This window comes from Chenggangzhangella methanolivorans (assembly GCF_019797865.1).
GTDB classification, from domain to species: domain Bacteria; phylum Pseudomonadota; class Alphaproteobacteria; order Rhizobiales; family Methylopilaceae; genus Methylopila; species Methylopila methanolivorans.
Genome location: NZ_CP081869.1, coordinates 1,080,130 through 1,103,392, shown reverse-complemented (window position 1 = coordinate 1,103,392; position 23,263 = coordinate 1,080,130). Strand labels below are relative to the sequence as shown.

General features: G+C 69.7%; 19 protein-coding genes and 4 pseudogenes. 13 read left to right on the top strand and 10 right to left on the bottom strand.

Annotated features, from left to right (window positions below):
- Window positions 1-89 precede the first annotated feature (89 nt).
- The 6 genes from K6K41_RS29295 to K6K41_RS05800 all read right to left on the bottom strand — a co-directional run bounded on the left by K6K41_RS29295 (window position 90) and on the right by K6K41_RS05800 (window position 6,782).
- Entirely contained in the window at window positions 90-449 is a 360-nt protein-coding gene (locus K6K41_RS29295; RefSeq protein WP_315855145.1) for a glutamine amidotransferase-related protein, read from the bottom strand.
- A complete protein-coding gene (locus tag K6K41_RS29290; protein ID WP_315855144.1) occupies window positions 442-900 on the bottom strand; it encodes a type 1 glutamine amidotransferase family protein in 459 nt (152 codons plus the stop codon). Before K6K41_RS29290 ends, K6K41_RS29295 begins: the two co-directional genes overlap by 8 nt.
- Window positions 897-2,078 carry an iron-containing alcohol dehydrogenase gene (locus K6K41_RS05815; RefSeq protein WP_261404277.1) on the bottom strand — a complete coding sequence of 394 codons (1,182 nt, stop codon included), beginning with the start codon at window positions 2,076-2,078 and terminating at the stop codon, window positions 897-899. Before K6K41_RS05815 ends, K6K41_RS29290 begins: the two co-directional genes overlap by 4 nt.
- A gap of 159 nt (window positions 2,079-2,237) precedes the next feature.
- Window positions 2,238-3,623, bottom strand: a complete 1,386-nt coding sequence (locus K6K41_RS05810; RefSeq protein WP_261404276.1) for an aldehyde dehydrogenase family protein — start codon at window positions 3,621-3,623, stop codon at window positions 2,238-2,240.
- 137 nt (window positions 3,624-3,760) lie between these two features.
- Window positions 3,761-5,125 (bottom strand): glutamine synthetase family protein, encoded by a 1,365-nt coding sequence (locus tag K6K41_RS05805; protein WP_261404275.1) that lies wholly within the window; start codon window positions 5,123-5,125, stop codon window positions 3,761-3,763.
- A gap of 151 nt (window positions 5,126-5,276) precedes the next feature.
- Complete coding sequence (locus K6K41_RS05800) at window positions 5,277-6,782, bottom strand: amino acid permease (RefSeq protein ID WP_261404274.1); 1,506 nt, start codon at window positions 6,780-6,782, stop codon at window positions 5,277-5,279.
- Between the two features lie 185 nt (window positions 6,783-6,967).
- Between K6K41_RS05800 and K6K41_RS05795 the strand changes: the two genes are divergently transcribed.
- Window positions 6,968-7,852 carry a MurR/RpiR family transcriptional regulator gene (locus tag K6K41_RS05795; RefSeq protein ID WP_261404273.1) on the top strand — a complete coding sequence of 295 codons (885 nt, stop codon included), beginning with the start codon at window positions 6,968-6,970 and terminating at the stop codon, window positions 7,850-7,852.
- 10 nt (window positions 7,853-7,862) lie between these two features.
- Here K6K41_RS05795 and K6K41_RS05790 read toward each other — a convergent pair whose 3' ends face one another.
- Together K6K41_RS05790 and K6K41_RS05785 are read right to left on the bottom strand one after the other, a co-directional pair.
- Window positions 7,863-8,024, bottom strand: a complete 162-nt coding sequence (locus tag K6K41_RS05790; RefSeq protein WP_261404272.1) for a hypothetical protein — start codon at window positions 8,022-8,024, stop codon at window positions 7,863-7,865.
- A 100-nt stretch (window positions 8,025-8,124) separates the two neighbouring features.
- Window positions 8,125-8,640 carry an SRPBCC family protein gene (locus tag K6K41_RS05785; RefSeq protein WP_261404271.1) on the bottom strand — a complete coding sequence of 172 codons (516 nt, stop codon included), beginning with the start codon at window positions 8,638-8,640 and terminating at the stop codon, window positions 8,125-8,127.
- Between the two features lie 200 nt (window positions 8,641-8,840).
- Between K6K41_RS05785 and K6K41_RS05780 the strand changes: the two genes are divergently transcribed.
- The 6 genes and pseudogenes from K6K41_RS05780 (at window position 8,841) to K6K41_RS05750 (ending at window position 15,727) form a co-directional block, all read left to right on the top strand.
- On the top strand, window positions 8,841-9,980 hold the full coding sequence (locus tag K6K41_RS05780; RefSeq protein WP_261404270.1) for an outer membrane protein assembly factor BamB family protein: 1,140 nt from the start codon (window positions 8,841-8,843) through the stop codon (window positions 9,978-9,980).
- Between the two features lie 80 nt (window positions 9,981-10,060).
- Window positions 10,061-10,750, top strand: coding sequence for a fumarylacetoacetate hydrolase family protein (locus K6K41_RS05775; RefSeq protein WP_261404269.1), 690 nt, complete (start codon window positions 10,061-10,063; stop codon window positions 10,748-10,750).
- A 153-nt stretch (window positions 10,751-10,903) separates the two neighbouring features.
- A pseudogene (locus K6K41_RS05770) lies at window positions 10,904-12,506 on the top strand (inorganic phosphate transporter).
- A gap of 3 nt (window positions 12,507-12,509) precedes the next feature.
- Window positions 12,510-13,492: pseudogene (locus K6K41_RS29285) on the top strand (CorA family divalent cation transporter).
- Between the two features lie 221 nt (window positions 13,493-13,713).
- Window positions 13,714-15,009, top strand: a complete 1,296-nt coding sequence (locus tag K6K41_RS05755; protein WP_261404267.1) for an MFS transporter — start codon at window positions 13,714-13,716, stop codon at window positions 15,007-15,009.
- A 13-nt stretch (window positions 15,010-15,022) separates the two neighbouring features.
- Window positions 15,023-15,727 carry a spermidine synthase gene (locus K6K41_RS05750; protein ID WP_261404266.1) on the top strand — a complete coding sequence of 235 codons (705 nt, stop codon included), beginning with the start codon at window positions 15,023-15,025 and terminating at the stop codon, window positions 15,725-15,727.
- Between the two features lie 133 nt (window positions 15,728-15,860).
- Here K6K41_RS05750 and nth read toward each other — a convergent pair whose 3' ends face one another.
- Window positions 15,861-16,586: an endonuclease III gene (gene nth / locus K6K41_RS05745; protein ID WP_261404265.1), complete on the bottom strand. Its 726-nt coding sequence runs from the start codon at window positions 16,584-16,586 to the stop codon at window positions 15,861-15,863.
- A 20-nt stretch (window positions 16,587-16,606) separates the two neighbouring features.
- On the opposite strand from nth, the pseudogene K6K41_RS05735 reads away from it, so the two are divergent.
- Both K6K41_RS05735 and K6K41_RS05730 read left to right on the top strand, forming a co-directional pair.
- Window positions 16,607-17,127: pseudogene (locus K6K41_RS05735) on the top strand (DUF2244 domain-containing protein).
- Between the two features lie 156 nt (window positions 17,128-17,283).
- Window positions 17,284-17,445, top strand: coding sequence for a Thivi_2564 family membrane protein (locus K6K41_RS05730; RefSeq protein WP_261404264.1), 162 nt, complete (start codon window positions 17,284-17,286; stop codon window positions 17,443-17,445).
- 114 nt (window positions 17,446-17,559) lie between these two features.
- Here the strand turns inward: K6K41_RS05730 and galE are convergent, their stop codons facing one another.
- A complete protein-coding gene (gene galE / locus K6K41_RS05725; RefSeq protein ID WP_261404263.1) occupies window positions 17,560-18,579 on the bottom strand; it encodes a UDP-glucose 4-epimerase GalE in 1,020 nt (339 codons plus the stop codon).
- 211 nt (window positions 18,580-18,790) lie between these two features.
- Between galE and K6K41_RS05720 the strand changes: the two genes are divergently transcribed.
- From K6K41_RS05720 to K6K41_RS05705, 4 genes and pseudogenes are all read left to right on the top strand, one after another.
- Window positions 18,791-20,917, top strand: a complete 2,127-nt coding sequence (locus K6K41_RS05720; protein WP_261404262.1) for a putative bifunctional diguanylate cyclase/phosphodiesterase — start codon at window positions 18,791-18,793, stop codon at window positions 20,915-20,917.
- Window positions 20,918-21,008: 91 nt separating this feature from the next.
- Window positions 21,009-21,901 (top strand): annotated as a pseudogene (gene argB / locus K6K41_RS05715) (acetylglutamate kinase).
- A 185-nt stretch (window positions 21,902-22,086) separates the two neighbouring features.
- Window positions 22,087-22,773 carry a hypothetical protein gene (locus K6K41_RS05710; protein ID WP_261404261.1) on the top strand — a complete coding sequence of 229 codons (687 nt, stop codon included), beginning with the start codon at window positions 22,087-22,089 and terminating at the stop codon, window positions 22,771-22,773.
- A gap of 77 nt (window positions 22,774-22,850) precedes the next feature.
- On the top strand, window positions 22,851-23,180 hold the full coding sequence (locus tag K6K41_RS05705; RefSeq protein WP_261404260.1) for a hypothetical protein: 330 nt from the start codon (window positions 22,851-22,853) through the stop codon (window positions 23,178-23,180).
- Window positions 23,181-23,263 lie beyond the last annotated feature (83 nt).

Below are 23,263 nucleotides of genomic sequence, written 5' to 3'. Positions count from 1 at the left end.
CCAGCACGCGCGGCGCCCTCACGCCCCCCCGCGCGCGCTCATGGCGGGGCCGACCTGATTCCTCAGCCAGTTGGTGAGCTCGGCGCGCCTCAACGCAGGCTCCAGCACCGAGGTCGAGACGCCGAGCCGCCAGGCGAGGTCCTTGCGGCCGGGCTCGGCGTCGAGCGCCACGAGATCGGCGATGTAGGTCGCGGCCCCTGCTCGTCGCGGAAGAAGCCCTCCTGCATCATGATCGGCGTGTAGCGGGTGAGGATCCCGCCGAGCTCCGCGAAGGTGTATTCGGGGTGGAACTGGACGCCCCAGAACACGCCGCCGCCATGGCGGATCTCGGCCGCCTGCACGCTGCAGAGTTCGTTGGTGGCGGTGACGGTCGCGCCTTCGGGCAGGCTCGCCACCTCGTCGGAATGGATCGCGGGGGCGTCGAAGACCTCGAGGCGCCCCTCATGCATCGGATGGGCGCGGCCGGCTTCGGTCAGCCGGATCGAGCGCGATGCCGATCTCGCGGCCGGCGGGATTGAGCTTCACCTCTCCGCCGGCCGCCGCCGCGGCCACCTGCAGGCCCCAGCAGGAACCGAAGAACGGCAGCCCGCTCGCATAGACCGCGCGCGCGAACTCGACCTGCGCCAGCGACTCGCGCTCGGCCTTCCAGAGGTTGAGGCCGGAGCCGGTGATGGCGACGCCGTCATAGCCCGAAAGATCCTCGCCGGACGGCAGGTTCGCGCCCTCGTCGGCCGGGAAGCAGAGATCGATCTTGGCCTCGAAGCCGAGCTCCTTGGCGAGTCCGCCGAGGACGCCGGCGTAGAACGCGCTCGGGGTCTGGCCGGAGGTTTTCGCATGGCGCTCGCGGAGCGCCGGGGTGTTGCCCTCGGCGACGAGCAGGCGGACGGGGCGGGCGGTCACGAGGCTGCGCCCTTCGCCGCCTCGAGGTCGCCGCGGATGGCGGCGCGGAACAGCGTCTCGAAGTTCGCCGCCTTGAAGGGCAGGGGATTGCCGCCGGTCGACGGGTCGGCCTCGGCCTTCGCGGCGAGCTCGCCGATCCGGCTCTCGTCGACGCCGAGGTCCGCAAGCGTATTGGCCACGAACAGCTTTTCGCGGAACTCCAGCACCCAGCCGATGAAGCCGTCGAAACCGCCCTCGATGTCGAAGGATTTCGCGATCCGCGAGAACCGCTCCTCGATCGCGGGGCGGTTGGCGAGGAACACGTAGGGCATCACCACGCCGTTGGTCAGGCCGTGATGGGTGTCGTAGATCGCGCCGACGGGGTGCGACATCGAGTGGATCGCCCCCAGCCCCTTCTGGAACGCGGCCGCGCCCATGGAGGCGGCCGCCAGCATGTTGGCGCGCGCCTCGATGTCCGAGCCGTCCGCGACCGCGCGCGGCAGATAGGTCTTGATGAGCCGCGCGCCGTTGACCGCGATGCCGTCGGCCATCGGGTGGAAGCCGGGCGCCGAAAACGCCTCGAGGCAGTGCGCCAGCGCGTCGAAGCCGGTCCAGGCGGTGAGCTTCGGCGGCAGGCCGATGGTGAGCTCGGGGTCGGCGACCACCACGACGGGCTGCATCTTCGGATGGAAGATGATCTTCTTCTCGTGGGTCTCCTCATTGGTCACCACCGCCGCGCGGCCGACCTCCGAGCCGGTGCCGGCCGTGGTCGGAACGGCCACGATCGGCGCGATCTTCGCGGCGTCGGCCCTCGTCCACCAGTCGCCGACGTCCTCGAAATCCCACACGGGCCGCGTCTGCCCGACCATGAAGGCCACGAGCTTTCCGACGTCGAGCCCCGAGCCGCCGCCGAAGGCGACCACGCCGTCGGCCTCATGGGCGCGATAGGCCGCGACGCCCGCCTCGACGTTCGCGTTGGTGGGGTTTCCCTTCACGTCGGAAAAGAGCGCGACCTTCAGCCCCGCGCCGTCCAGCAGGTCGAGGGCGCGTTTGGTGATGTCGGCGTCCTTCAGCCCTGCGTCGGTGACGAAGAGCGGACGCGTGATCCCGGCGGTCCCGCAGGCGGCGGCGAGCTCCGAGATCCGGCCCGGGCCGAACAGAACGCGGGTGGGGTAGTTCCAGGAGGAGGTGAAGGTCATGGGCAAAACTCTTTGGGGCGCCGCGTCCGACGATCTCGCTCCGAAACGCTGCGTCATCCTCCGGCTTGTCCGGAGGATCCAGGCCAGAGCGCGGAGCTCTACGCCGACCGTGGATCCCCCGGACAAGGCGGGGGATGACGACTGAGGATCAGGTCAGGGTCACGACGCCTCGCGCAGGTGAAAACTCTTCGGCCGGGTCAGCTGATGGAAGCCGATCTCGGAGAGCGAGGCCCCGCGGCCGGTGTCCTTTACGCCCGTCCAGGCGAGCGCGGGGTCGAGATAGTCGCAGCGGTTCATGAAGACGGTGCCGGTCTCGATCCGGTCGCCGAGCGCTTCGGCCGCGGCGACGTCCTTGGTCCAGATCGACGCGGTCAGGCCGTAGACGCTGTCGTTCATCAGCTTCAGCGCCTCCTCGTCGGACGATACCTTCATGATCCCGACCACGGGCCCGAAGCTCTCCTCGGTCATGACGCGCATGGTGTGGTCGACATTGGTGAGGATCTGCGGCGCGAGATAGGCCGTGCCTTCCTTGTCCGCGGCGAAGGCTTGTCGGTCGAGATGCGCCTTCGCGCCGGCCGCGATCGCCTCCGCGGTCTGGGCGCGCACCACGTCGGCGAAGCGGCGGTTCGCCATCGGCCCAAGCGTCGTCGCGTCGTCGAGCGGGTTGCCGAGCACATATTTGCTCGTCAGCTCCACCGCGCCTTCCACGAAGCGGTCGTAATGGCTTTCGTGCACATACACGCGCTCGATGCCGCAGCAGCACTGGCCTGAGTTGAAGAAGGCGCCGTCGACGAGGTTCTCGATCGCGAAGTCGAGGTCGGCGTCCTCGCGCACATAGGCCGGGTCCTTGCCGCCGAGCTCGAGGCCGAGGCTCGCGAAGGTGCCGGCCGCGTCGCGCTCGACGGCCCTGCCGCCGGCGACGGAGCCGGTGAAGTTGATGTGGTCGATGACGCCGGAAGAGATCATCCGGCCGGACTGCTCGTGGTCGAGCACGATGTTGGCGAAGAGGCCCTTGGGCAGGTCCGCCTTGTCCATGGCCTGCTGGAAGCGCTCGCCGACCAGGATGGTCTGGGCGGCGTGCTTCAGCAGCACCGAGTTGCCGGCGATGAGCGCCGGGACGATCGAGTTCACCACGGTGAGAAACGGATAGTTCCACGGCGCGATGACGTAGACGGTTCCGAGCGGCGCGCGGCGGATGAAGCGCTTGAAGCCTTGCGTTTGCGGCGGGACCACGTCGGCGAGCGAGGCTTCCGCCGTCTCGACGCACCAGCGCACCCGCTCATCGACGCCTCGCATCTCGCCGCCGTAGCGGACGGGCCGGCCCATCTGCTGGGCGAGTTCCGGCACGATCTGCTGGTTGAGAGCGAGCAGCTCGCGCAGGAAGTCGAGCATCTTCGCGCCGCGCTCGGCGATCGGGACCGACGCCCATTCGGCCTGCGCGCGCTTGGCCCCGGAGATCGCGGCCTCGATCTCGGCCGGCGAGGCGACGGGCCTGCGGGCGAATTCGGTTCCGTCGATGGGCGAGATGCAGATCTGGTCGGTCATGTGTCTCACGTCGTCATCCCGGCCGGAGCCGAAGGCGCAGAGCCGGGATCGTTGTCAGGAAGAGGCGCTCATTTCGGAGAACGACCCCGGTTCGGCCTCGCGGCCGTCCGGGATGACGCTCTCTCCGTGAGCGCGGCTCAGATGATCTCAAAGTACCGCGCGAGCTCCCAGTCGGTGATCGCCTTGTTGAACTCGCGCTGCTCCCAGTCGCGGGTCGCGGCCCAGTGCTCCACGAAGGCCTCGCCGAACAGCTCCTTGGCAGGCTTTGACGACGCGAATTTGGCCGCCGCCTCGCCGAGCGTGCGCGGCAGCGCGCGCTTGGCCTTGTGCTTCTGCTCATAGGCGTTGCCCTGGACGGGCGCGTCCGGCTCGATCCTGTTCTCCACCCCCCAGAGGCCTGAGCCGATGGCGGCTGCGAGCGCCACATAGGGGTTGATGTCGGCCGCGGCCACCCGGAATTCGACCCGCTGGCTCTTCGGCCCGCCCTCGATGACGCGGAGCGCGCAGGTGCGGTTCTCGACGCCCCATGTGGCGTCGGTCGGCGCCCAGAAGCCGGGGATGAGGCGGGTGTAGGCGTTGACCGTCGGCGAGACCATGGCGAGGACCTCCGGCATCAGCGCCTGCTGGCCGCCGATGAACCAGCGCATCACGTCGGACATCGAGCCCCTTTCGCCCTTGGCGTAGAAGGCCGACTCCCCGTCCTTCAGGAGCGAGACGTGGAGGTGTCCCGATTGCCCCGGCCAGTCGGGCGACCACTTCGCCATGAAGGTCGCCATCAGCCCGCGGCGCTCGGCCAGGATCTTGGTCATGGTCTTGAACAGCGCGCCGCGGTCGGCGGCCTCGAGCGCGTCCGAGACCTCGATCGCGGCCTCCAGAACGCCCGGCCCGGTCTCGGTGTGCAGCCCCTCGATCGGAAAACCCATGTCGTTCCCGAGCTTCAGCAGCTCGGCGTAGAACTCGGCGTGGACGCCCGAGCGCAGCACCGAATAGCCGAAGAAGCCCGGGGTCATGGATCTGAGGTTCTTGTAGCCCTTTTCGCGCACCGAATGCGGGGTCTCCTCGAAGAGGAAGAACTCGAACTCGACCGCGGACTTGACCTCGAAACCCATCGAGGCCGCGCGGTCGAGGACCCGGCGCAACGTTCCGCGCGGGCAGAGCGCCTCCGCCTCGCCGGCGAACTCGGCGAGCACGAACACCATGTCGCCCTCGAGCGGCAGGTCGCGGGCGGTCCCGGGCAGGAGACGGACGGCGGCGTCCGGAAAGGCGGTGTGCCAGCCGGTGAAGCGGGCGTTGTCATAGAGCTGGTCGTTCGAGTCCCAGCCGAAGATGACGTCGCAGAAGCCAAAACCCTTCTCGAGCGCCGAGGCGAACTTCTCGCGGCTCATATATTTGCCGCGCAGCACGCCGTCGGCGTCGGTGACGCCGACCTTCACATGGGTGAGGCCGCGGCCGTCGATCAGGTCGAGCAGATCCTTGGCGGACTTTTGTTGTTTTTTGCTCATCGGGTCCCGCTGGCTTGAACCCCTTGTCCCGGACGTGATCCGCAAACCTGAGAAAGGGGACGAACGGTTCTGCTCGTCTTGGAGCCGCCGCGTTTCCGGATCCCGGACCACGGTCCGGGACAAGAGCGCGGCGGCTCCGGATCTTACTCCATCAATGCGACTCGTAGGCGTCCTTGCCGCCCGACTGGGCGAACTTCTCTTCCGGCGACAGGACGAGCTTGTGACGGCCGACGAGGCCGAAATACGCGGTCATCACCGCAAACCAGACCAGCACCCAGAGCACGCCCTTGGTGAAGTTCGGGTCCTGCACCTGGTAGCCGAGCGTCACCACCGCGATCACGATGGTGGCGACCGCGCCGGGCACGCCGAGAGGGGAGCGGTAGGGCCGCTCGATGTGGGTCGCGTTCTTGCGCAGCAGGATGAACGAGGCCGCCTGCGCGATGTAGGAGAACATCGCGCCGGAGACCGCCATGTTGAGCAGCACCGAGCCGATGGTCGAGCCCGCCTGCTCCGCGCCGAGCGAGAACCAGATGATCAGCATGACGCTCAAGCCCACGGCCGCGCCGACGATCATCGCGACATGCGGGGTCTTGAACTTCGAGTGCGTGACCGAGAGCCCGCGCGGGAAGTAGCCGGCGCGCGACAGCGAATAGATCTGGCGGCCTTGCGCATAGATGATCGTGTGGAAGCTCGCGATGAGGCCGGTGAGGGCCACGACGCCGAGCAGCACCACGCCGGTGTCGCCGTAGATCGCCCGCAGGCCGTCGAGCAGCGGCTCGAGCGAGGTCGAGAGCTTGAACGAGCCGACCCCGATCACCGAGGGATTGAGCAGCACGATCATGAAGGCCGAGAGCATCAGCGTGCACATGCCGAGGATGATGCCCTTGGGCATGTCGCGCTTGGGGTCGACCGACTCCTCGGCCGCGAGCGGAAGCTGCTCGATGGCGAGGAACAGCCACACGGCGAAGGGCAGCGTGGCGAGCACGCCGGAGAAGCCGAACGGGAACCAGGAGCCGCCGCCGTCGGGGAGCTCGACCGCGGCTCCGTCGGGGCCGACGCCGATGTTCAGCGCGAACTTGTTGAAGTCCATGTGCGGGATGGCGCTGATCCAGAAGAAGATGAGCACCGCGAGCGAGATCAGCGTGATCACCATCGTGACCTTGAACGACAGTTCGAGGCCGAAGACGTTGAGCGCGACGAAGATCGCGAAGAACACGATCCATACGATCGGCGAATAGATCGGATCGATGCCGACGATCGAGTTTACGTAGGACGTGATGAAGGTGACGATGACCGCCGGCGTGATGACGTATTCGACGTTTTCGCAGAGGCCGGTGAAGAAGCCGCCCCAGCGGCCCATCGCGGTGCGCGCGAAGCTGTAGGCCGCGCCGGTGTGCGGCAGCGCCGCCGACATCTCGGCGATCGAGAAGGTGAGGCCGAGATACATGACCGCGATGATCATGCCCGCGACCAGCATGCCGCCCCAGCCGCCGGTGGCGAAGCCGAAGTTCCAGCCCGAGAAGTGCCCCGAAATCACCGCGCCGACGCCGAGCGCCCAGAGGCTCGCCACGCCAGCGTAGCGCGTCAGCCCGCGCTTGGCGAAATAGTCCGCGTCGACCTGCTGATAGGTCGCGCCCGTTCCCGTCGGTTCTGCCATTTGGTCCGCCCCGTTGCGGGCGACGGCGGCGCGGTTTCATGTGTCCCGAACATGCCGTCGCGATGCCCCCCGCCGGCCCGTCCCCCTGACGGCGGGTCGCGGTTGGAACGAACGTTCCGTTGACGAAACATTTCTGTCAAGATGTTGTGAAGAGGCCGTCGAGAGCCGAAGCAGGGAGCGTCGTGATGGGACCCAATCCGGAGGGCGCGACCCCGGCGACGGTCGCGCAGGCGCTCGGCGCGATCGCCTCGCAGCTGACGCCGCAGGAGCGCAGGGCCGCCGACCATCTGGCGACCCATTATCCGATCGCGGGCCTCGCCCCGATGGCGCGCTTCGCCCGGTCCGCGGGGGCGAGTTCGCAGACCGTGCTGCGGCTCCTTGCAAAACTCGGCATGGACAATTGGCGCTCGTTGCAGGACCGGCTGCGGAGCGAGCTCGCGGCCGAGCGCGCCTCTCCGCTCGGGCGCTGGACGGCGCATCGCGCCGAGCTCGCGCCGAAGGGCGGCGACAGCCTGCAGGCCTTCGGCGACCATCTCGCGCTCAACGTGCAGGCCGCGTTCCGCGACCTCGACCGCGCCCAGTTCGAGACCGCGGCCCAGCGCCTGGCGGATCCGCGCCGTCGCGTGCTCGTGGTCGGAGGGCGGCTCAGCCAGTCGCTGGCGCGGCTCAGCGTGCGCCATCTCGAAATCATCCGCGGCGGGGTGGAGGAGGTCGGCTCGCTGTCCTCGACCTGGCCCGACAGGCTGATCGACGTCGGCCGCCGCACCGCGGTGCTCGCCTATGACGTTCGCCGCTATCAGCCGGACGTGGTGCGGCTCTGCCGCTTCTGCGCCGAGCGCGGCGCCGCCGTGGTGCTCATGACGGACGCGCCGGAGGCCCCCGCGGCCGCCTTCGCGGAGGCGACGCTCGTCGGCCCGACCGCAAGCGCCGGCGCATGGGATTCCTTCACCGGCCTCGTGGCGCTGACCGAAGCTCTGCTAGCCCGGGTGACGGAGCTGTCCTCGCAGGAGGCGTCCGAACGGCTCGCCCGGCTCGAGCAGATCCGCGAGCGGGTGCTGGACGGGCGGTAGTCTTCTCGGCTCAGGCGGGCGGGCGCTGCATGAAGCCGAAGTAGATCGCGATCCCGACCACCACGACGATCGCGGCCACCAGCATGATGCGGCCGACCGAGCCGCTGCGCTCCTCGGGCTCCTTCGCCTCTTCCGCGGCCGCCACTTCGACGGGGTCGGGAACGTCGGGCACCGAGGTCGGCGCGATCGGCGTGGGCTCGAGCGGCGCGCGCGGCGCGTCCTCGACGGTGGGCGGCGCCTCGAGCGTCGGCGCGGGCTCGGCCGCCGGCTCCTCATGGACGAGCGGCGGGGCGTCGGTGAGCGCGGGGCTCGTCGGGCGCGGGCGCGGGCGATCCGCCCGGCAGCGCGCCGGCCGCCGCGAGCTCGGAGAAACGCGTGAAGAAGGCCTCGATCGACTGGCGCGCGACGCCGGTGACCAGGCGCCCGCCGAGCTGGCCGATCTTGCCGCTCGGCTCGATGCGGCCCGAATAGGCCACGAGCGTTTCGGCGCCGTCTTCGGAGAGGGTGATCTCGCCCTCGCCCTCGCCGCCGCCCGCGGCGGGATCGGCCGCGGTCGCCGCGATCGCGAGGCGATGCGGCTCCTCGGCCTGGCTGATCCTCACGCGGCCTTCGAGCGTCGACTTGAGCGGGCCGACCTTGATCTCCGCCGCGCCCTCGAAGCCGCCGCCGCCCGCCGGCGCGAGGTCGCGGCAGCCTGGGATGCAGGCCTTGAGCGTCTCCTGATCCTGCAGTCCCGCCCAGACGGACGCGCGCGGAGCGGGAATGCGGTGGGATCCGGAAATGTCCATCGGGGGTCCGTGCAGACGGTAAGCGGTTCGGGAGGATCTAGGGCGTCGCGACGAAGACGACGGCTGGCGGGGACAAAACTGGGCGAGCGTAGAAAACGGTCCGCCCATGGGCGGTTCGCGTCTTGCCACAGTTCCGGGCCGCTGTTTAGTCGCGGCAGGACTTGAGGCGGGGGCCGGTCATGACTTTTCGCGAAGCGTTGATGCGTGCGTTCGTGGTCGGGGCGCTCGCAGGCGCGCCGATATGCGGCGAAGCTTCGGCCGCCGATCCGCTGCCGGGGGATTGGGCGCAGCCGAAGTTCGACGCGGCCGGGGCGGCCTACAATCCGTTCGAGACCGCGATCTCGACGGACACGGCCAAGAAGCTGGTCCGTGGCTGGAGCTCGAACGCGCAGACGCGGGTCTCCGCCGGCCCGGTGACGGCCAACGGCTTGGTCTATTTCACGTCCGGCTCGCTTCTGTCGGCGCTCGACGTCGAGAGCGGGCGCAAGGTCTGGGTCCACGACTTCGACAACGCCCGCGTCCAGACGACGCCCGCGGTCAGCGGCGGGCGGCTCTATGTCGGCGACGGCGAGCAGGCGTTTTACGCCTTCGACGCCGCGACGGGTAAGCAGAAGTGGCGGGCCTCGCTCAGTTGCTCGGCCTACAGCGTCTCTCCGATCGTGGCCGGAGGCGCGGTCTATTTCGGCTGCGACGACAACCGCCTTTATTCGCTGACCGCCAAGACCGGCGCGCGCCGCTGGTCGACCGACATGAAGGGCCCGCTCGTCGCCGCGGCGGCCACGGACGGAAAGAACGTCTTCGCGACCAACAACTACGGCGTTCTGACGGCGCTCGCGGCCAAGACCGGCCAGGTAAAGTGGACGACGAAGCTCCAGATCCTCTCCGTGGCTACGCCCGCGGTGGTGGACGGGACGGTCTACGTCACCGACGCCGGCGCCGTCTGGGCCTTCAGCGCCAAAAACGGCAAGCGGCGCTGGAAGTCGGCGCCCTTGGGCGCGACCGGCGGTTCTCCTGCGGTCGGCGAGGGCGTCGTCGCGGTGACAGACTCCAACGGCGTCTATGCGTTCGACGCGCGAACCGGAAAAACGCGCTGGACGTTTCAGACCGCGACCAACCTCAACGCGACGCCCGCGATCGCGAACGGCCTCGTCTTCGTCGGCCTGACCGAGGGAAACGTCGCGGCTCTCAGGCTCACGGACGGCCGCGAGATGTGGCGCTCCAAGCCGGGCGTTCCGGCCTTCACGACCTCGCCGGCGATCGCGCGCGGCTCGCTCTTCTTCGGGACGAGCGAGTGGAGCGCCGGGGAGGGACAGGTCTTCCGCTATCTCCTGAAGGAGTAGGCGCGCGCGGCTCCGGCGGCGACAGGCGCGGCCCGGGGGTGCTAAGCAGCCGGGATCGCCGACGCATCAGGGAGCCCGCCATGTCCGACTTCGTCTTCGAGCCCGCGCCGCAGGCCGCTGTCGCGGTGCGCGGAACGTCGGCGCTCTTTCCGGCGCGGCGGGTCTATTGCGTCGGCCGCAACTACGCAGCCCACGCGGTCGAGATGGGCCACGACCCCAACCGCGAGCCGCCGTTCTTCTTCATGAAGACGCCGGACGCGCTGCTGCCCGACGGCGCGACCTTCCCCTATCCGCCCGCGACTTCGGACGTGCACCACGAGATCGAGATGGTGGTGGCGTTGTCGGGCGGCGGCGTCGACGTTGCGGAGGCCGACGCGCTCGGCCTCGTGTTCGGCTACGGGGTGGGGATCGACTTCACCCGCCGCGACCTCCAGGCCGAAGCCAAGAAGCTCGCCCGCCCCTGGGAGGTCGGCAAGGCCTTCGACCACGCCGCGCCCTGCGGCGCGCTCGCGCGCGCCTCCGAGATCGGCCATCCGACCAGCGGCGCGGTGACGCTCGACGTCAACGGCGCGCGCGTGCAGGAGGGCGACCTCAACCAGCTGATCTGGACCGTGCCGGAGATGATCTCCGGCCTCTCGCGGCTGTTCGAGCTGCGCCCCGGAGACCTGATCTTCACCGGCACGCCCTCCGGCGTCGGCCCGGTGCGGCCGGGCGACCGGCTCGAAGGCGCGGTCGCGGGCGTCGGAACGCTGTCGCTCGCCGTCGGCTGAGGACGGTCCGCCTCCATGTCCCTCACGCCGTCGTGAGGATAAACCGTTAACGGTTCACGAAAGCGTCATCGGCCGGAAATAACGTCCCCGTGATCGGCGGGGACGCCGGCGCGAGGTGCGCCGGGCGCCCCGTCACGCGTCCGGAACCCCTCCATGGCTGACACGACATCCCACCCCGCGCTCGCGGCCCCGGCCGGGCCGCGCGGCGGAGCGGCGCTTTTCGCCGGCGGCGCCTTCGTCGCCATCCTGCTCATCGGCCTGGTCTATTCCGGCGCGAGCCTGATCCACGACCTCCAGGTCGCGCCGCCCGCGGGCTCGCTCGTCTACGTGCTGCTGTTCCTGGCGCTGCTCATCGCGCTCGGCTTCGAGTTCGTGAACGGCTTCCACGACACCGCGAACGCGGTCGCGACGGTCATCTACACCCACTCGCTGAAGCCGAACGCCGCCGTGGTCTGGTCGGGCGCCTGGAACTTCCTCGGCGTGCTCACCTCCTCGGCGCGGTCGCCTTCGGCATCGTGTCGCTGCTGCCGGTGGAGCTCATCCTCAAGGTCGGCACCGACGCGGGCTTCGCGATGGTGTTCGCGCTGCTGCTCGCCGCGATCATCTGGAACCTCGGCACCTGGTGGTTCGGCCTGCCGTCCTCCTCCTCCCACACGCTGATCGGCTCGATCATCGGCGTCGGCCTCATGAACCAGATGATGGCGCCGGCCGGCAGCGGAACATCGGGCGTCGACTGGAGCCAGGCGGCCGGCATCGGCAAGGCGCTGCTGCTCTCGCCGCTGATCGGCTTCTGCGCGCCGCGCTGCTGCTGCTCGCCATGAAGGTGCTGGTGAAGCGCCCCGAGCTCTACGAGGCCCCCAAGGGCGACGCGCCGCCCCCGCTCTGGATCCGCGGCCTGCTGATCCTGACCTGCACGGGCGTCTCCTTCGCGCACGGCTCCAATGACGGCCAGAAGGGCATGGGCCTCATCATGCTCATCCTCATCGGCACCGTGCCGACGGCCTACGCGCTCAACCGCGCGGTCGAGCCGAGCCATGTCGCGGCCTATGAGATGAACGCCCAGGGCGCGGTTCATGCGCTCGCCGCCCATGCCAACGGCGCTCCGGCGTTCTCGGGCGATCCGCGCGCGGCCGTCACGGCCTTCGTCGGCTCCCGCACGCTCCAGCCGGAGACGGTCCCGGCGCTGCAGAGCCTCATCACGATCACGGCGAACGACGTGAAGGGCTACGGCTCGGTCGCGGCGGTCCCGGCGACCGAGGTCGGCAACGTCCGCAACGACATGTATCTCGCCTCCGAAGCCATCCGCATCATCGCCAAGTCCGGCCAGCCGGCCCTGTCGGCGACCGAGGCCAAGGCGCTGTCGACCTACAAGGGCTCGCTCGACGAGGCCACCAAGTTCATCCCGACCTGGGTGAAGGTGGCGGTCGCGATCGCGCTCGGCCTCGGCACGATGGTGGGCTGGAAGCGGATCGTGGTCACGGTCGGCGAGAAGATCGGCAAGACGCACCTCACCTACGCGCAGGGCGCCTCCGCCGAGCTCGTCGCGATGGCGACCATCGGCGCGGCCGACGTCTATGGCCTGCCGGTCTCGACCACCCACGTGCTGTCGTCGGGCGTCGCCGGAACGATGGCGGCGAACCGGTCGGGTCTTCAGGTCTCCACCATCCGCAACCTCGCGATGGCCTGGATCTTGACGCTGCCGGTCTCGATCGCGCTTTCTGGGGCGCTCTTCTGGATCCTGCGCCATATCTTCTGATGCATGTTCACCTTTCATGACCCGCGGCTGATCTGCGGGTTCCAGGCCTCGGAGACGGGCGACGTCAGGCGGCTCGACTGGGAAACGGTCGACGCCGCGCTGGCGTCGCCCGGCTCCTTTGTCTGGATCCACCTCGACGTCACGGATCTGCGCGTCCAGAAATGGCTCGAGGAGCAGCCGGACCTGCCGGTTCCGGCGCGCGACGCGCTGCTCGACGACGACGAACTCGTGCGGCTGCGCGAAGCCGGCGACGACGGCCTCGCGGGCGTGCTGAGCGACCTCCATCACGATTTCGAGGACGACCCTTCAGCGGTCGGGGCGTTGCGCATCTTCTTCGACGAACGCCGCGTCGTGACGGCCCGCCGCCATCCGCTGCAGGCGACCGACCGGCTGAGGCGCGAGATGGACCGGCCGACCGGCAAGGTCCGCTCGCTCAATCTCGTGGCCGACCTGCTGCAGCATCTCGCCGACGCCTTCCTCGGCCTCGTCAAGGAGGCGACCCACGACCTCGACGCGGTCGAGGCCGCGATCCTCGACGACGCCGCGCGCGGGGCGGCGGATCTCGGACGCGTCCGCCGCCTGCTCGCGCGGTTGCGCCGCCATCTCGGGCCGCAGCGGCTCGTGCTCGGACGGCTCGCGGCGCGCCCCCCAAATGGGCCCCCGAGGACGACGTCGCGGCGCTGCGCGACGCGGTGGCGCGCATCGATTCGGTCGGCCACGACCTCGACCTCGCGCAGGAGCGCGCCCGCCAGCTTCAGGACGAGCGCGCCGCGATCCTCGCCGAGATCACGAACCGGAACCTCTACGTCCTGTCGATCGTGACCGCGGTGTTCCTGCCGATGACGCTCGTCACCGGCGTCTTCGGCATGAATGTCGGCGGCGTTCCGGGCGTGGAGAGCCCGCACGGCTTCCTCTGGACCATGGTCCTGATGGCCGGGACCGGCCTTGCGACCTACGTGTTCCTGAAGGTCACGCGCATCGTCTGAATCGGCGGGGACTGCGCGCTTCGAGACGCCCGCCGCAGGCGGGCTCTTCAGCATGAGGATGGTCTCCGCTCGGCCCGAAACCAACGCGCCTCATGCTGAGGAGCGACGCGAAGCGGCGCGTCTCGAAGCACGCAGTTCGTCTCAATCGCGCGCCGGCCAGTTCCCAAGACGGCGCATGGGGTCTATGGCCACGGCCTCGAAATCAAACCAAGAAAACTGCCGTGTCCGACGCTTCCGCCGCCCCGAGGAACTCCCCCGCCCGCGTGCTGTTCGCGAGCCTGATCGGCACCACGATCGAGTTCTTCGACTTCTACATCTACGCGACCGCCGCGGTGCTTGTGTTCCCGAAACTGTTCTTCCCCGGCGGCGATCCCGCGACCGCGACGCTGCAGTCCTTCGCGACCTTCGCCATCGCGTTCTTCGCGCGGCCCGTCGGCGCGGCGCTGTTCGGGCATTTCGGCGACCGGGTCGGGCGCAAGGCGACGCTCGTCGCGGCGCTGATGACCATGGGCCTTTCGACCGTCGCCATCGGCCTGCTGCCGACCTACGAACAGGCCGGCCTGCTCGCGCCGCTGCTGCTGTGCCTCTTCCGCATCGGCCAGGGGCTGGGTCTCGGCGGTGAATGGGGCGGGGCGGTGCTGCTCGCCACCGAGAACGCGCCTCCCGGCAAGGAGGCCTGGTACGGCATGTTCCCGCAGCTCGGCGCGCCGATCGGGTTCCTGTGCTCGACGGGAAGCTTCCTCATCCTCACCGATACGCTGAGCGACGCTGACTTCCTGTCCTGGGGCTGGCGCATCCCCTTCATCGCGAGCGCGGCGCTCGTTCTCGTGGGGCTCTGGGTGCGGCTGAAGATCACCGAGACGCCCGCCTTCCAGAAGGCGATCGAGCGCGAGGAGAGGGTGCGGGTTCCGATGGCGGAGGTGTTCTCGAACCATTTCCCGACGCTCGCCATCGCGACCGTCGCCGCCGCCGCCACCTTCGCGATCTTCTATCTGATGACGGTGTTCACGCTGAGCTGGGGCACCTCCACGCTCGGCTACACGCGCGGGCAATTCCTGCCGATGCAAATGATCGGCGTGCTGTTCCTTGGCCTGATGATCCCGGTCTCGGCCAAGCTCGCCGACCGTTTCGGCCGCGCCGAGACGCTGATCGCCGCGAGCCTCGGAATCGTGGCCTACGGCTTCGCGTTCGAGCCGCTGTTCGTGGCCGGCGACGCGGTCTCCGTCACCGTCTTCCTGTCGATCGGCCTCGGGCTCATGGGGCTGACCTACGGCCCGTTGGGCGCGGCGCTCGCGGAGCTCTTCCCGACGGCGGTGCGCTACACCGGCGCGTCGGTCGCCTTCACGCTCGCCGGCATCCTCGGGGCCTCGCCCGCGCCCTACATCGCGACGTCGCTCGCCAAGAGCCACGGCGTCGCGGCGGTCGGCTGGTATCTTTCGGCGGTCGCAGGCGCCGCGGCGCTGTCGTTCCTGCTGATCGGCTGGAAGTTCCCGACGAGCCGCACGGTGCGCGCATGATCGCGGCGCGCCCATGATCCCCTGGGAGCAGCTCGACTCCGCCCCGGCGCCGGGCGGCAAGCACGACCTGCGCCTGTTCAGGCGCGGCCAGGAATTCTCCATCCGGCTCGGCCACAACGAGCTGATGAACAGCCGCCTGAGCGGCTCGGAAAAGGCGCTCGCGACGCTGTCCTGCGGGCGCATAGCCGCGCGCAAGAAGCCCAAGGTGCTGATCGGCGGGCTCGGCATGGGGTTCACGCTCGGCGCGGCGCTGAAAAGCCTGCCGGCCGACGCCACGGTGGTGGTGGCCGAACTCGTGCCGTCCGTCGTCGTCTGGGCGCGCGGACCGATGGCGGAGATCTTTGGCGGCAGTCTCGAGGATCCGCGCGTGGAGATCGTGGTCGAGGACGTGGCGCGCGTCATTGAGGCCGGCGGCTGGGACGCGATCATGCTCGACGTCGACAACGGCCCGGAGGCCATGACGTCCACGGGCAATGACGATCTCTACGGCGAGTATGGCCTCGGGATGGCGCGCGCGGCGCTCAAGGGCGGCGGCGTGCTGGCGGTCTGGTCGCAGGGCCCGGACAAGGCCTTCGCCAAGCGGCTGCATTTCGCGGGCTTCAAGGTGGAGGATCACCGCGTCTACGCCAGCGACAGCGGCAAGGGCGCCCGCCACGTGATCTGGCTCGCGACCAAGACCGACGTGCCCGAGCGCGGCCCGTCGCGGAAGCGGCGCTGAGCGAAGGGCGAAGATCCTCGCCGTCATGCCCGGCGAAGCCGGGCATCCACGACTGCGGGACAGAGCGCGGCGCTTCGAGAAGTCGTTGATACCCGCGCGAAGGCGCGGGCATGACGGCTGAAAGCGCTGCGCCTTAAACCACTGCCCGTGCGCCCTTTCCCGGCACGGACTTCGGCTCGAACGGGCACAGGTCCTCGATGATGCAGCGCCAGCATTCGGGCTTCCTCGCCTTGCACACGTAGCGGCCGTGCAGGATGAGCCAGTGGTGGGCGTGGCGGCGGTAGCGGTCGGGCACCACCTTCTCCATCCCGAGCTCCACCGCGAGCGGCGTCTTGCCCGGCGCGAGCTGCGTGCGGTTGCCGACGCGGAAGAGATGGGTGTCGACCGCGATGGTCGGCTCGCCGAAGGCGGTGTTCATCACGACGTTCGCGGTCTTGCGGCCGACGCCCGGCAGCAGCTCGAGCGCCGCGCGCGAGGGCGGAACCGAGCTTCCGTGCTCGGCGATCAGCCGCTCCGACAGCGCGACGACGTTCTTGGCCTTGTTGCGATAGAGGCCGATCGTCTTGATGTGTTCGCGCACCCGGTCCTCGCCGAGCGCCACCATCGCCTCGGGCGTCGCGGCCTCGGCGAAGAGGCGGCGCGTCGCCTTGTTCACGCCGACGTCGGTGGCCTGCGCGGAGAGCACGACGGCCACCAGCAGCGTATAGGGGTCGGTGTGCTCGAGCTCGCCCTTGGGCTCGGGGTCGCGCTCCTCGAAGCGGCGGAACATCTCCTCCACGGTCGCGGGCGGGAGCCTGCGCGGAGCCTTGGCCTTGCGCGGCGCTGATTTCTTCGGGGCGGGAGACTGACGGTCGGCCATCGCGCCCTTATACTGAGGCTATGAGCGAGCGCGCCAGCACCGACGACATCGTCGACCGGCCGGTCTTCGCGGCCGAGATCCGGCCGCACCGCTCGCTCGGCCCCAAGGGCTTTGCGATCGTCATCGGAAGCTTCGCGGCGCTCAACGCGCTCATCAGCCTGCCGTTCTTCCTGATGGGCGCCTGGCCGATCGTCGGCTTCCTCGGCCTCGACGTGCTCGCGCTCTGGCTCGCCTTCCGCTTCTCCTTTGCGCAGGCGCGCGCCTGCGAGCAGGTGGTGCTGACCTATGTCGAGCTGCTCGTGCGCAAGATCTCGCCGAGGGCGCGGCCCGCGAATGGCGCTTCAACCCGCTCTGGGTCAGGCTCGAGACCGAGCGCGACGAGGATTTCGGCATGACGCGGGTCGCGGTCGCGGCGCGCGGCTCCTCGCTTGATCTCGCCGGCGCGCTCTCGCCCGACGAGCGCGCCGATTTCGCCGACGCCTTCGGCCGGGCGCTCGCAAGCGCCAAGGCCGGGCCGAGGCTCTCCGCGCCGGAACGCTGAGCGGCCCCGTCGATTGCGGCGAAAATCGTCGAATCAGGAAATTAGTCCGGAACAAGCGGGTCACGCGCGCGTTTTTACATGGCGACGGCGCGTAAAATCGGGAGCGAGCCGGCGCGATAACCGTTCCCGAGTGCGTTTCGCGAAAGGAATTTGAGGATGGGTCCGCTGATCGGCATTCTGATCACCGTCCTGGTGATCTTCCTCGTGCTCTATCTCGTCGGCATGCTGCCGATAGACGGCCGGGCGAAGCAGATCGTCCGGGTCATCGTCATCATCATCGGCATCATCTCGCTGCTGAAGTACCTCGCGGTCTTCTGATCGCGCTAAAGTTCAGCGCGGACTTGATCCGGGCATCCGTCAGGGGCGCGTGCGCGCCCGACGGATCGCCGGGTCAAGCCCGGCGACGACCGCCTGGGCTGATGTCTTGATACGCTATCCGGCGCGCCGTCTCGCTTTCGCGGGGCGGCGGGTTTCGTTCGCGCGCCAGCGCTGCTCGAAGCGCAGCGCGTCGCCCACGATCAGGTCGAGATCGGCGCGCTCGGGGCGCCAGCCGAGCGCCTCGCGGATCGCGCCGGCGTCGGCGATCGAGACATATGGGTCGCCCGGCCGGGCAGGCCGGGCGGTCACGGGGAAGTCGACGCCCGAGACGCGCTTCACCGAGGCGATCACGTCGCGCACCGAGTAGCCCCAGCCATAGCCGCAGTTGAGCGTGAGGCTCCGTCCGCCGGCCCGAAGATGGCCGAGCGCCGCCACATGGGCGTTCGCAAGGTCGCGGACATGGATGTAGTCGCGCACGCCGGTGCCGTCCGGCGTCGGAAGGTTCGTTCCGTAGACCTCCAGCCCGCGGTTGAGTCCGAGCGCGGCGCGGATCGCGACGGTGATCAGGTTGGTGGCGCCGGGCAGGCGCTGGCCGGTGCGCAGCAGCGGATCGGCGCCCGCGACGTTGAAGTAGCGCAGCGTGACGAACTCGATCCCGTGCGCGGCGGCGACGTCGGCGAGGATGCGCTCCGACATCATCTTCGAGGCGCCATAGGGCGAGGCGGGGGCGAGAGGCGCGTCCTCGCGCGTCGGCGTCGGCGGCGAGACGCCGTAGACGGCGGCGGTCGAGGAGAAGATGAAGCGGCGGACGCCTGCGTCCCGCACCGCGCCGAGCAGGGCGAGCGTCCGGCCGGTGTTCGCGACGTAGTAGCCGACCGGGTCGGCGACCGACTCCGGCGCGACGATGCGGGCGGCGAAATGCGCGACGGCGTCGACGCCGTAGGACGCCGCGAGCCGACGCACGAGCGCCTGGTCGCCGACGTCGCCGACGACGAGCGGCACGCCCTCGGGCAGGGCCTCGCGCGATCCGGTCGACAGGTCGTCGAGCACCACGCAGGCCTCGCCCGCGTCGCTGAGCGCGTGGACCATGTGGGAGCCGATGTAGCCGGCGCCGCCGGTGATGAGGACCGCCATGGGGACAGGCTCCTTGAGGCGGCCGCTTCCGCAACGTCGGCGCCGTTTCGACCGATATCCCAAGGCTCCTTTCGGTTTCGTTGAAAGTCCAAGCCGATCACACGCGATGGGGGTAGCTAAAAACCGTCTGTTCGAAGCATCAACCGTTCATTCACCCTTCCGAACGACAATCGCACCCTGTGGGAAAAGGCCTTTGCGTGCGGTTTTTGCGATGACAGGTGACGACAGCCGGACCGACGGCCAGCCGCTCAAGCGCTGGTGGCGGGGCCTTGCGGCGCGCGCGACGCTGCTCGTCGGCCTGCTGCTCACCGCGCTTTCGCTCGTCCTCATCCTGACCAACGCCGCCAACGTCCGCGACGCCGGCGAGCGCTCGATCGAGCGCAACGCCGTGGCCGAAGCCGAGCGCGCCGCGGCGGCGATCGAGCGCTCCCGCTTCGCCGAGGAGCGGTTCGGCGACCTCGTGCGGATCGCAGGCTTCGACTACGCCTATCTCGTCGACGCCGAAGGCGCAGTGATCGAAGGCCAGGCGCCCGCGCGGCCCGCGCCGCTGCTCTCCGAGACCGGCGTCGACGGCACCGAGCGCTCCGCCTTTGCGGTGATGGTCCGGCAGGACGGATACGCCCACGGCGCCAAGGCGCTGACGCTCTCCTCGGGCGTCCGCGCGACGCTGCGCTTCGGGGTGTCGCTCGCGCCTGCGGCTTCGGCCGGGTTCGACGCCGCCGTCCACGGGCTGATCACCACGCTCATCTTCCTCGCGCTCGCGCTTCCGGGCCTTGCGATCCTCGTCGACCGCGCCGCCTCGCCGCTGCGCGCGCTGACCCGCGCCGTCATGCGGCCGGGCGCCGGCGACGCCGCTGTCCGCGCCGCGGGCGAGCGCAGCGACGAGGTCGGGGCGCTTGCCCGCGCGCATCTCTCGATCGCCCGCGATCTCGCCGAGAACGCCGACGCGCTCCACCGCCTTACCTTCGACGACCCGATCACGCGGTTGCCCAACCATGCGAGCCTGACGAGCCGCCTCGCGGCCGCGCTTCAGCTCGGCCGCTCGCTCGCGCTGGTGCGCGTCGAGATCGCGGGCCTCAGCCGCATCGCGGCCGGTCTCGGGCAAAGCCATGGCGACGAGACGGTGCGCGCGGCCGCCCGGCGCCTGTCGTCGGCCGTCGAGGGCTGGGCGCGCGGCCGCGGCCTCGACCGCGACGACGGCGAGCCGTCGATGATGGTCGCCCGCGCCTCCGACAGCGGCTTCTCGATCCTCGCCCCCGACGCCGACGCCGACGCCGCCCGTTCGCTCGCCGAAAGCGCGGTGGCGGCCTTCGAGGCGCCGCTCGTCGTCGGCGAGCACCGCATGATGACGACGCTCTCGGTCGGCGTCGCGCTCGCGCCGGAAGACGGCGACGAGGCCGGCGCGCTGATCCGCAGCGCGGCCGCGGCCGTCTCCGCCGCCCGCGTGGCCGGCCCGCAGAGCGTGCGCTTCGCCGGCGCCGAGTTGAGCCGCATGGCCTATGGCCGCCTGCGGCTCGAGCAGGATCTTCGCCGCGCCATCGAGGCCGGCGAGCTCGAACTCCACTTCCAGCCGCAGATTTCGCTCAAGGGCGGCGTCGTCTCGGGCGCCGAGGCGCTCGCGCGCTGGCGGCACCCGACCCGCGGCATGGTTCCTCCGGGCGAGTTCGTGTCGGTCGCCGAGGAATGCGGCCTGGTCGAGCCGCTCGGGCAGTTCGTCATCGCCGAGGCAAGTCGGGTCGCGGCCGACTGGCACAGCCGCGGGATCGACGTGCGCGTCGCGGTCAACGTCTCGCCGCTGCAGTTCCGGCGCGCGGGATTCGCCGAGCGCACGCTTGAGATCACCGGAGCGGCGGGCGCCGATCCCTCCCAGCTCGAGCTCGAGATCACCGAAAGCGCCGCGATGGGCGATCCGCAGCACGCCGCCCGCGAGCTCGCGCCGCTGAAGGCTGCGGGCCTTCGCATCGCCATCGACGACTTCGGCACCGGCTATTCGAACCTCTCGGCGCTGACGCGGCTGCCCTTCGACGTGCTCAAGATCGACCGCGGCTTTGTGCGCGACGCGATCGACGAGGCCGGCGCGCGCGTGGTGGTCGGCACCGTCATCGGCATGGCCGAGAACCTCGGCTTCGAGACCATCGCCGAAGGCGTCGAGACCGAAGAGCAGCTCCGCTTCGTCACCGACCACGGCTGCACCTATGCGCAGGGCTATCTGTTCGGCCGCCCGATGTCGGTCGCGGCCTTCGAGGCGTGGTACGCGGAGCGGCGCGTCAGCGAGCTCCGCGCGGTCGGCGAGCGCCGCGGGAGCCTCCGGCTCGCGGTCGGCGGCCAGCGCGCCTGAAGAGGCTTCTTGCGCGACGTCATTGAGCCGTCGCGAATGACCGTCTAGAACCGCCGGCCAACCGCTTTCCACGCCGAAAGACGCGAGGCCGATGACCGCCGCTCCCAATCCGCACGACACCGCCCGCATCCTCGTCGAGGCGCTGCCCTACATGCAGCGCTACGACGACGCCACGATCGTGGTGAAATATGGCGGCCACGCCATGGGCGACGCGGACGCGGCGCGCTGGTTCGCGCAGGACGTCGCGATCCTCAAGGAGGTCGGCATCAACCCCGTAGTGGTCCACGGCGGCGGCCCGCAGATCGGCAAGATGCTCGACCGGCTCGGCATCAAGTCCGAGTTCAAGGCGGGGCTGCGCGTCACCGACCAGGCGACCGTCGAGGTCGTCGAGATGATCCTCGCCGGTTCGATCAACAAGAACATCGTGGCGTCGATCAACGCCGAGGGCGGCCGCGCCATCGGCCTCTCGGGCAAGGACGGCGGCATGGTGACGGCCCGCAAGGTCACCCGCTCGATGATCAACCCCGACACCAATGTCGAGGAGATCGTCGACCTCGGCTTCGTCGGAGATCCGACAAGGTCGACCGCACGGTGCTCGACTGGGTGATCGCCTCCGACCAGATCCCGGTCGTGGCGCCGGTCGCGTCCGGCTCGGACGGGGCCACCACCTACAACGTCAACGCCGACACCTTCGCGGGCGCGATCGCCGGCGCGGTCGGGGCGAAGCGCCTGCTGCTGCTCACCGACGTTCCGGGCGTGCTCGACAAGAACAAGAACCTCATCGACCAGCTCTCGATCGAGGAGGCGCGCCGCCTCATCGCCGACGGCACCATCACGGCGGGCATGATCCCGAAGGTCGAGACCTGCATCTACGCGGTCGAGCGCGGCGTCGAGGGCGTCGTGATCCTCGACGGCAAGACGCCCCACGCGGTTCTGATCGAGCTGCTCACCGAAGGCGGCGCGGGCACGCTCATCACCCGCTGACGGGCGCGGACGATCCGCCGGCGGCGGCCGACATCGGGCCGTCGCCGGCAAAACTCATCAATCGACGATAAATATTCGCGCCCTTTCCTCAAGTCGATCTCCTCAACTTTACATGAGGCTCTTGAGCGTTTCGAAGTTCTCGGCGAGACTTGACCTTCCGGTCAACCATCGTCCGGGAGGACGCTATGAAATTGCTGGCGTTTTTGCTCTGCGTCGCGGCTCTGGCAGGCGCGGGGAGCGCGCTCGCCGAAGAAAGCGAAGCCCCGGCCAAGCCGCAGATCGACATGCGCGGCTCCTGGATCGGGACGATCAACCGCCTCAGCCAGCGGTTCTCCATCACGCAGCAGGTCGACGGAAAGCTGACCGGCTTCGGCGATTACGGCCTCTACAGCTGGGGACTCGACGGCGTCCTGAAGGGCCGCAAGGTCACGATGGCCTGGCCCTACAACGAGGTGAAATACACGGTGGCCCTCACCGGCAAGGTCGATCGCAAGGGCCGGAAGATCATCGAGGGCCTCTGGGAGGACACGAACGGCGTTTCGGGGACCTGGGTCGGGGCGCGCTCCGGCGGGACCGACAGCCTCGTGATCCGCGGCAAGGTCTCGAAGGCGCGCCGGGGCGGGGCGACCGTCACGCTCGCGATGCGCGAAGCCGGCGTCGTCTCCGCGGTGCAGCAGGTCAAGCCCGACGAGCAGGGCAAGTACGAGTTCTATCTCGACGGCCCGGGCGCCTATCAGGTGGAAGGCTCGCTCGGCTACTGCGTCGCGCAGTCGTCGCCCTGCGAGCGGCAGAGCGCGCTGTTTGAACTGGTGGACAGCGGCAAGCGCACAGAGCGCGTCGAGACGCTGAACTTCGTCCAGGAAGCGCGCTGAGCGGCGGCTTCGGCGGGCGCGCCTTCGCGGCCAAGCGTCGCTTCGCCTGAAGCCCTGATCTCGGCTAGAGTGCCGGCATGAACGTCGTTCAGTTCAAGCGGCCCGAACCCAAGAACGCCAAGCTGGCCGTCGCGCGGCGCGGCCTTGCCGAATTCGCGGCCGCCATGGCGGTCATCGGGCTCGTGTTCTTCCTGCTGCCGACCGTGTGGTCGAGCGCGCCGCAGGAGATGCTGGTCGTGATCCATCTCCTCGTCGCGGTGGTCTATTTCCAGCAGGGCCCGCGCATCGCGGCGGGCCTCTGGATGGCGCTGACGCTCGTCTGCCTCGTCATGACGGGCGCGCCGTCGCCCGTCACCTACGGACTGTCGCGCGGGGCCGCGGCTCTTGACCAGGCGGCGACGCCCTGACGGCGCGGCCGCCCCGCCTTGGAAAAGCCGCGGCTCGCGGCGACAACGGCTCGTTCACCATGTCCGGGCGATCATCCGGATGT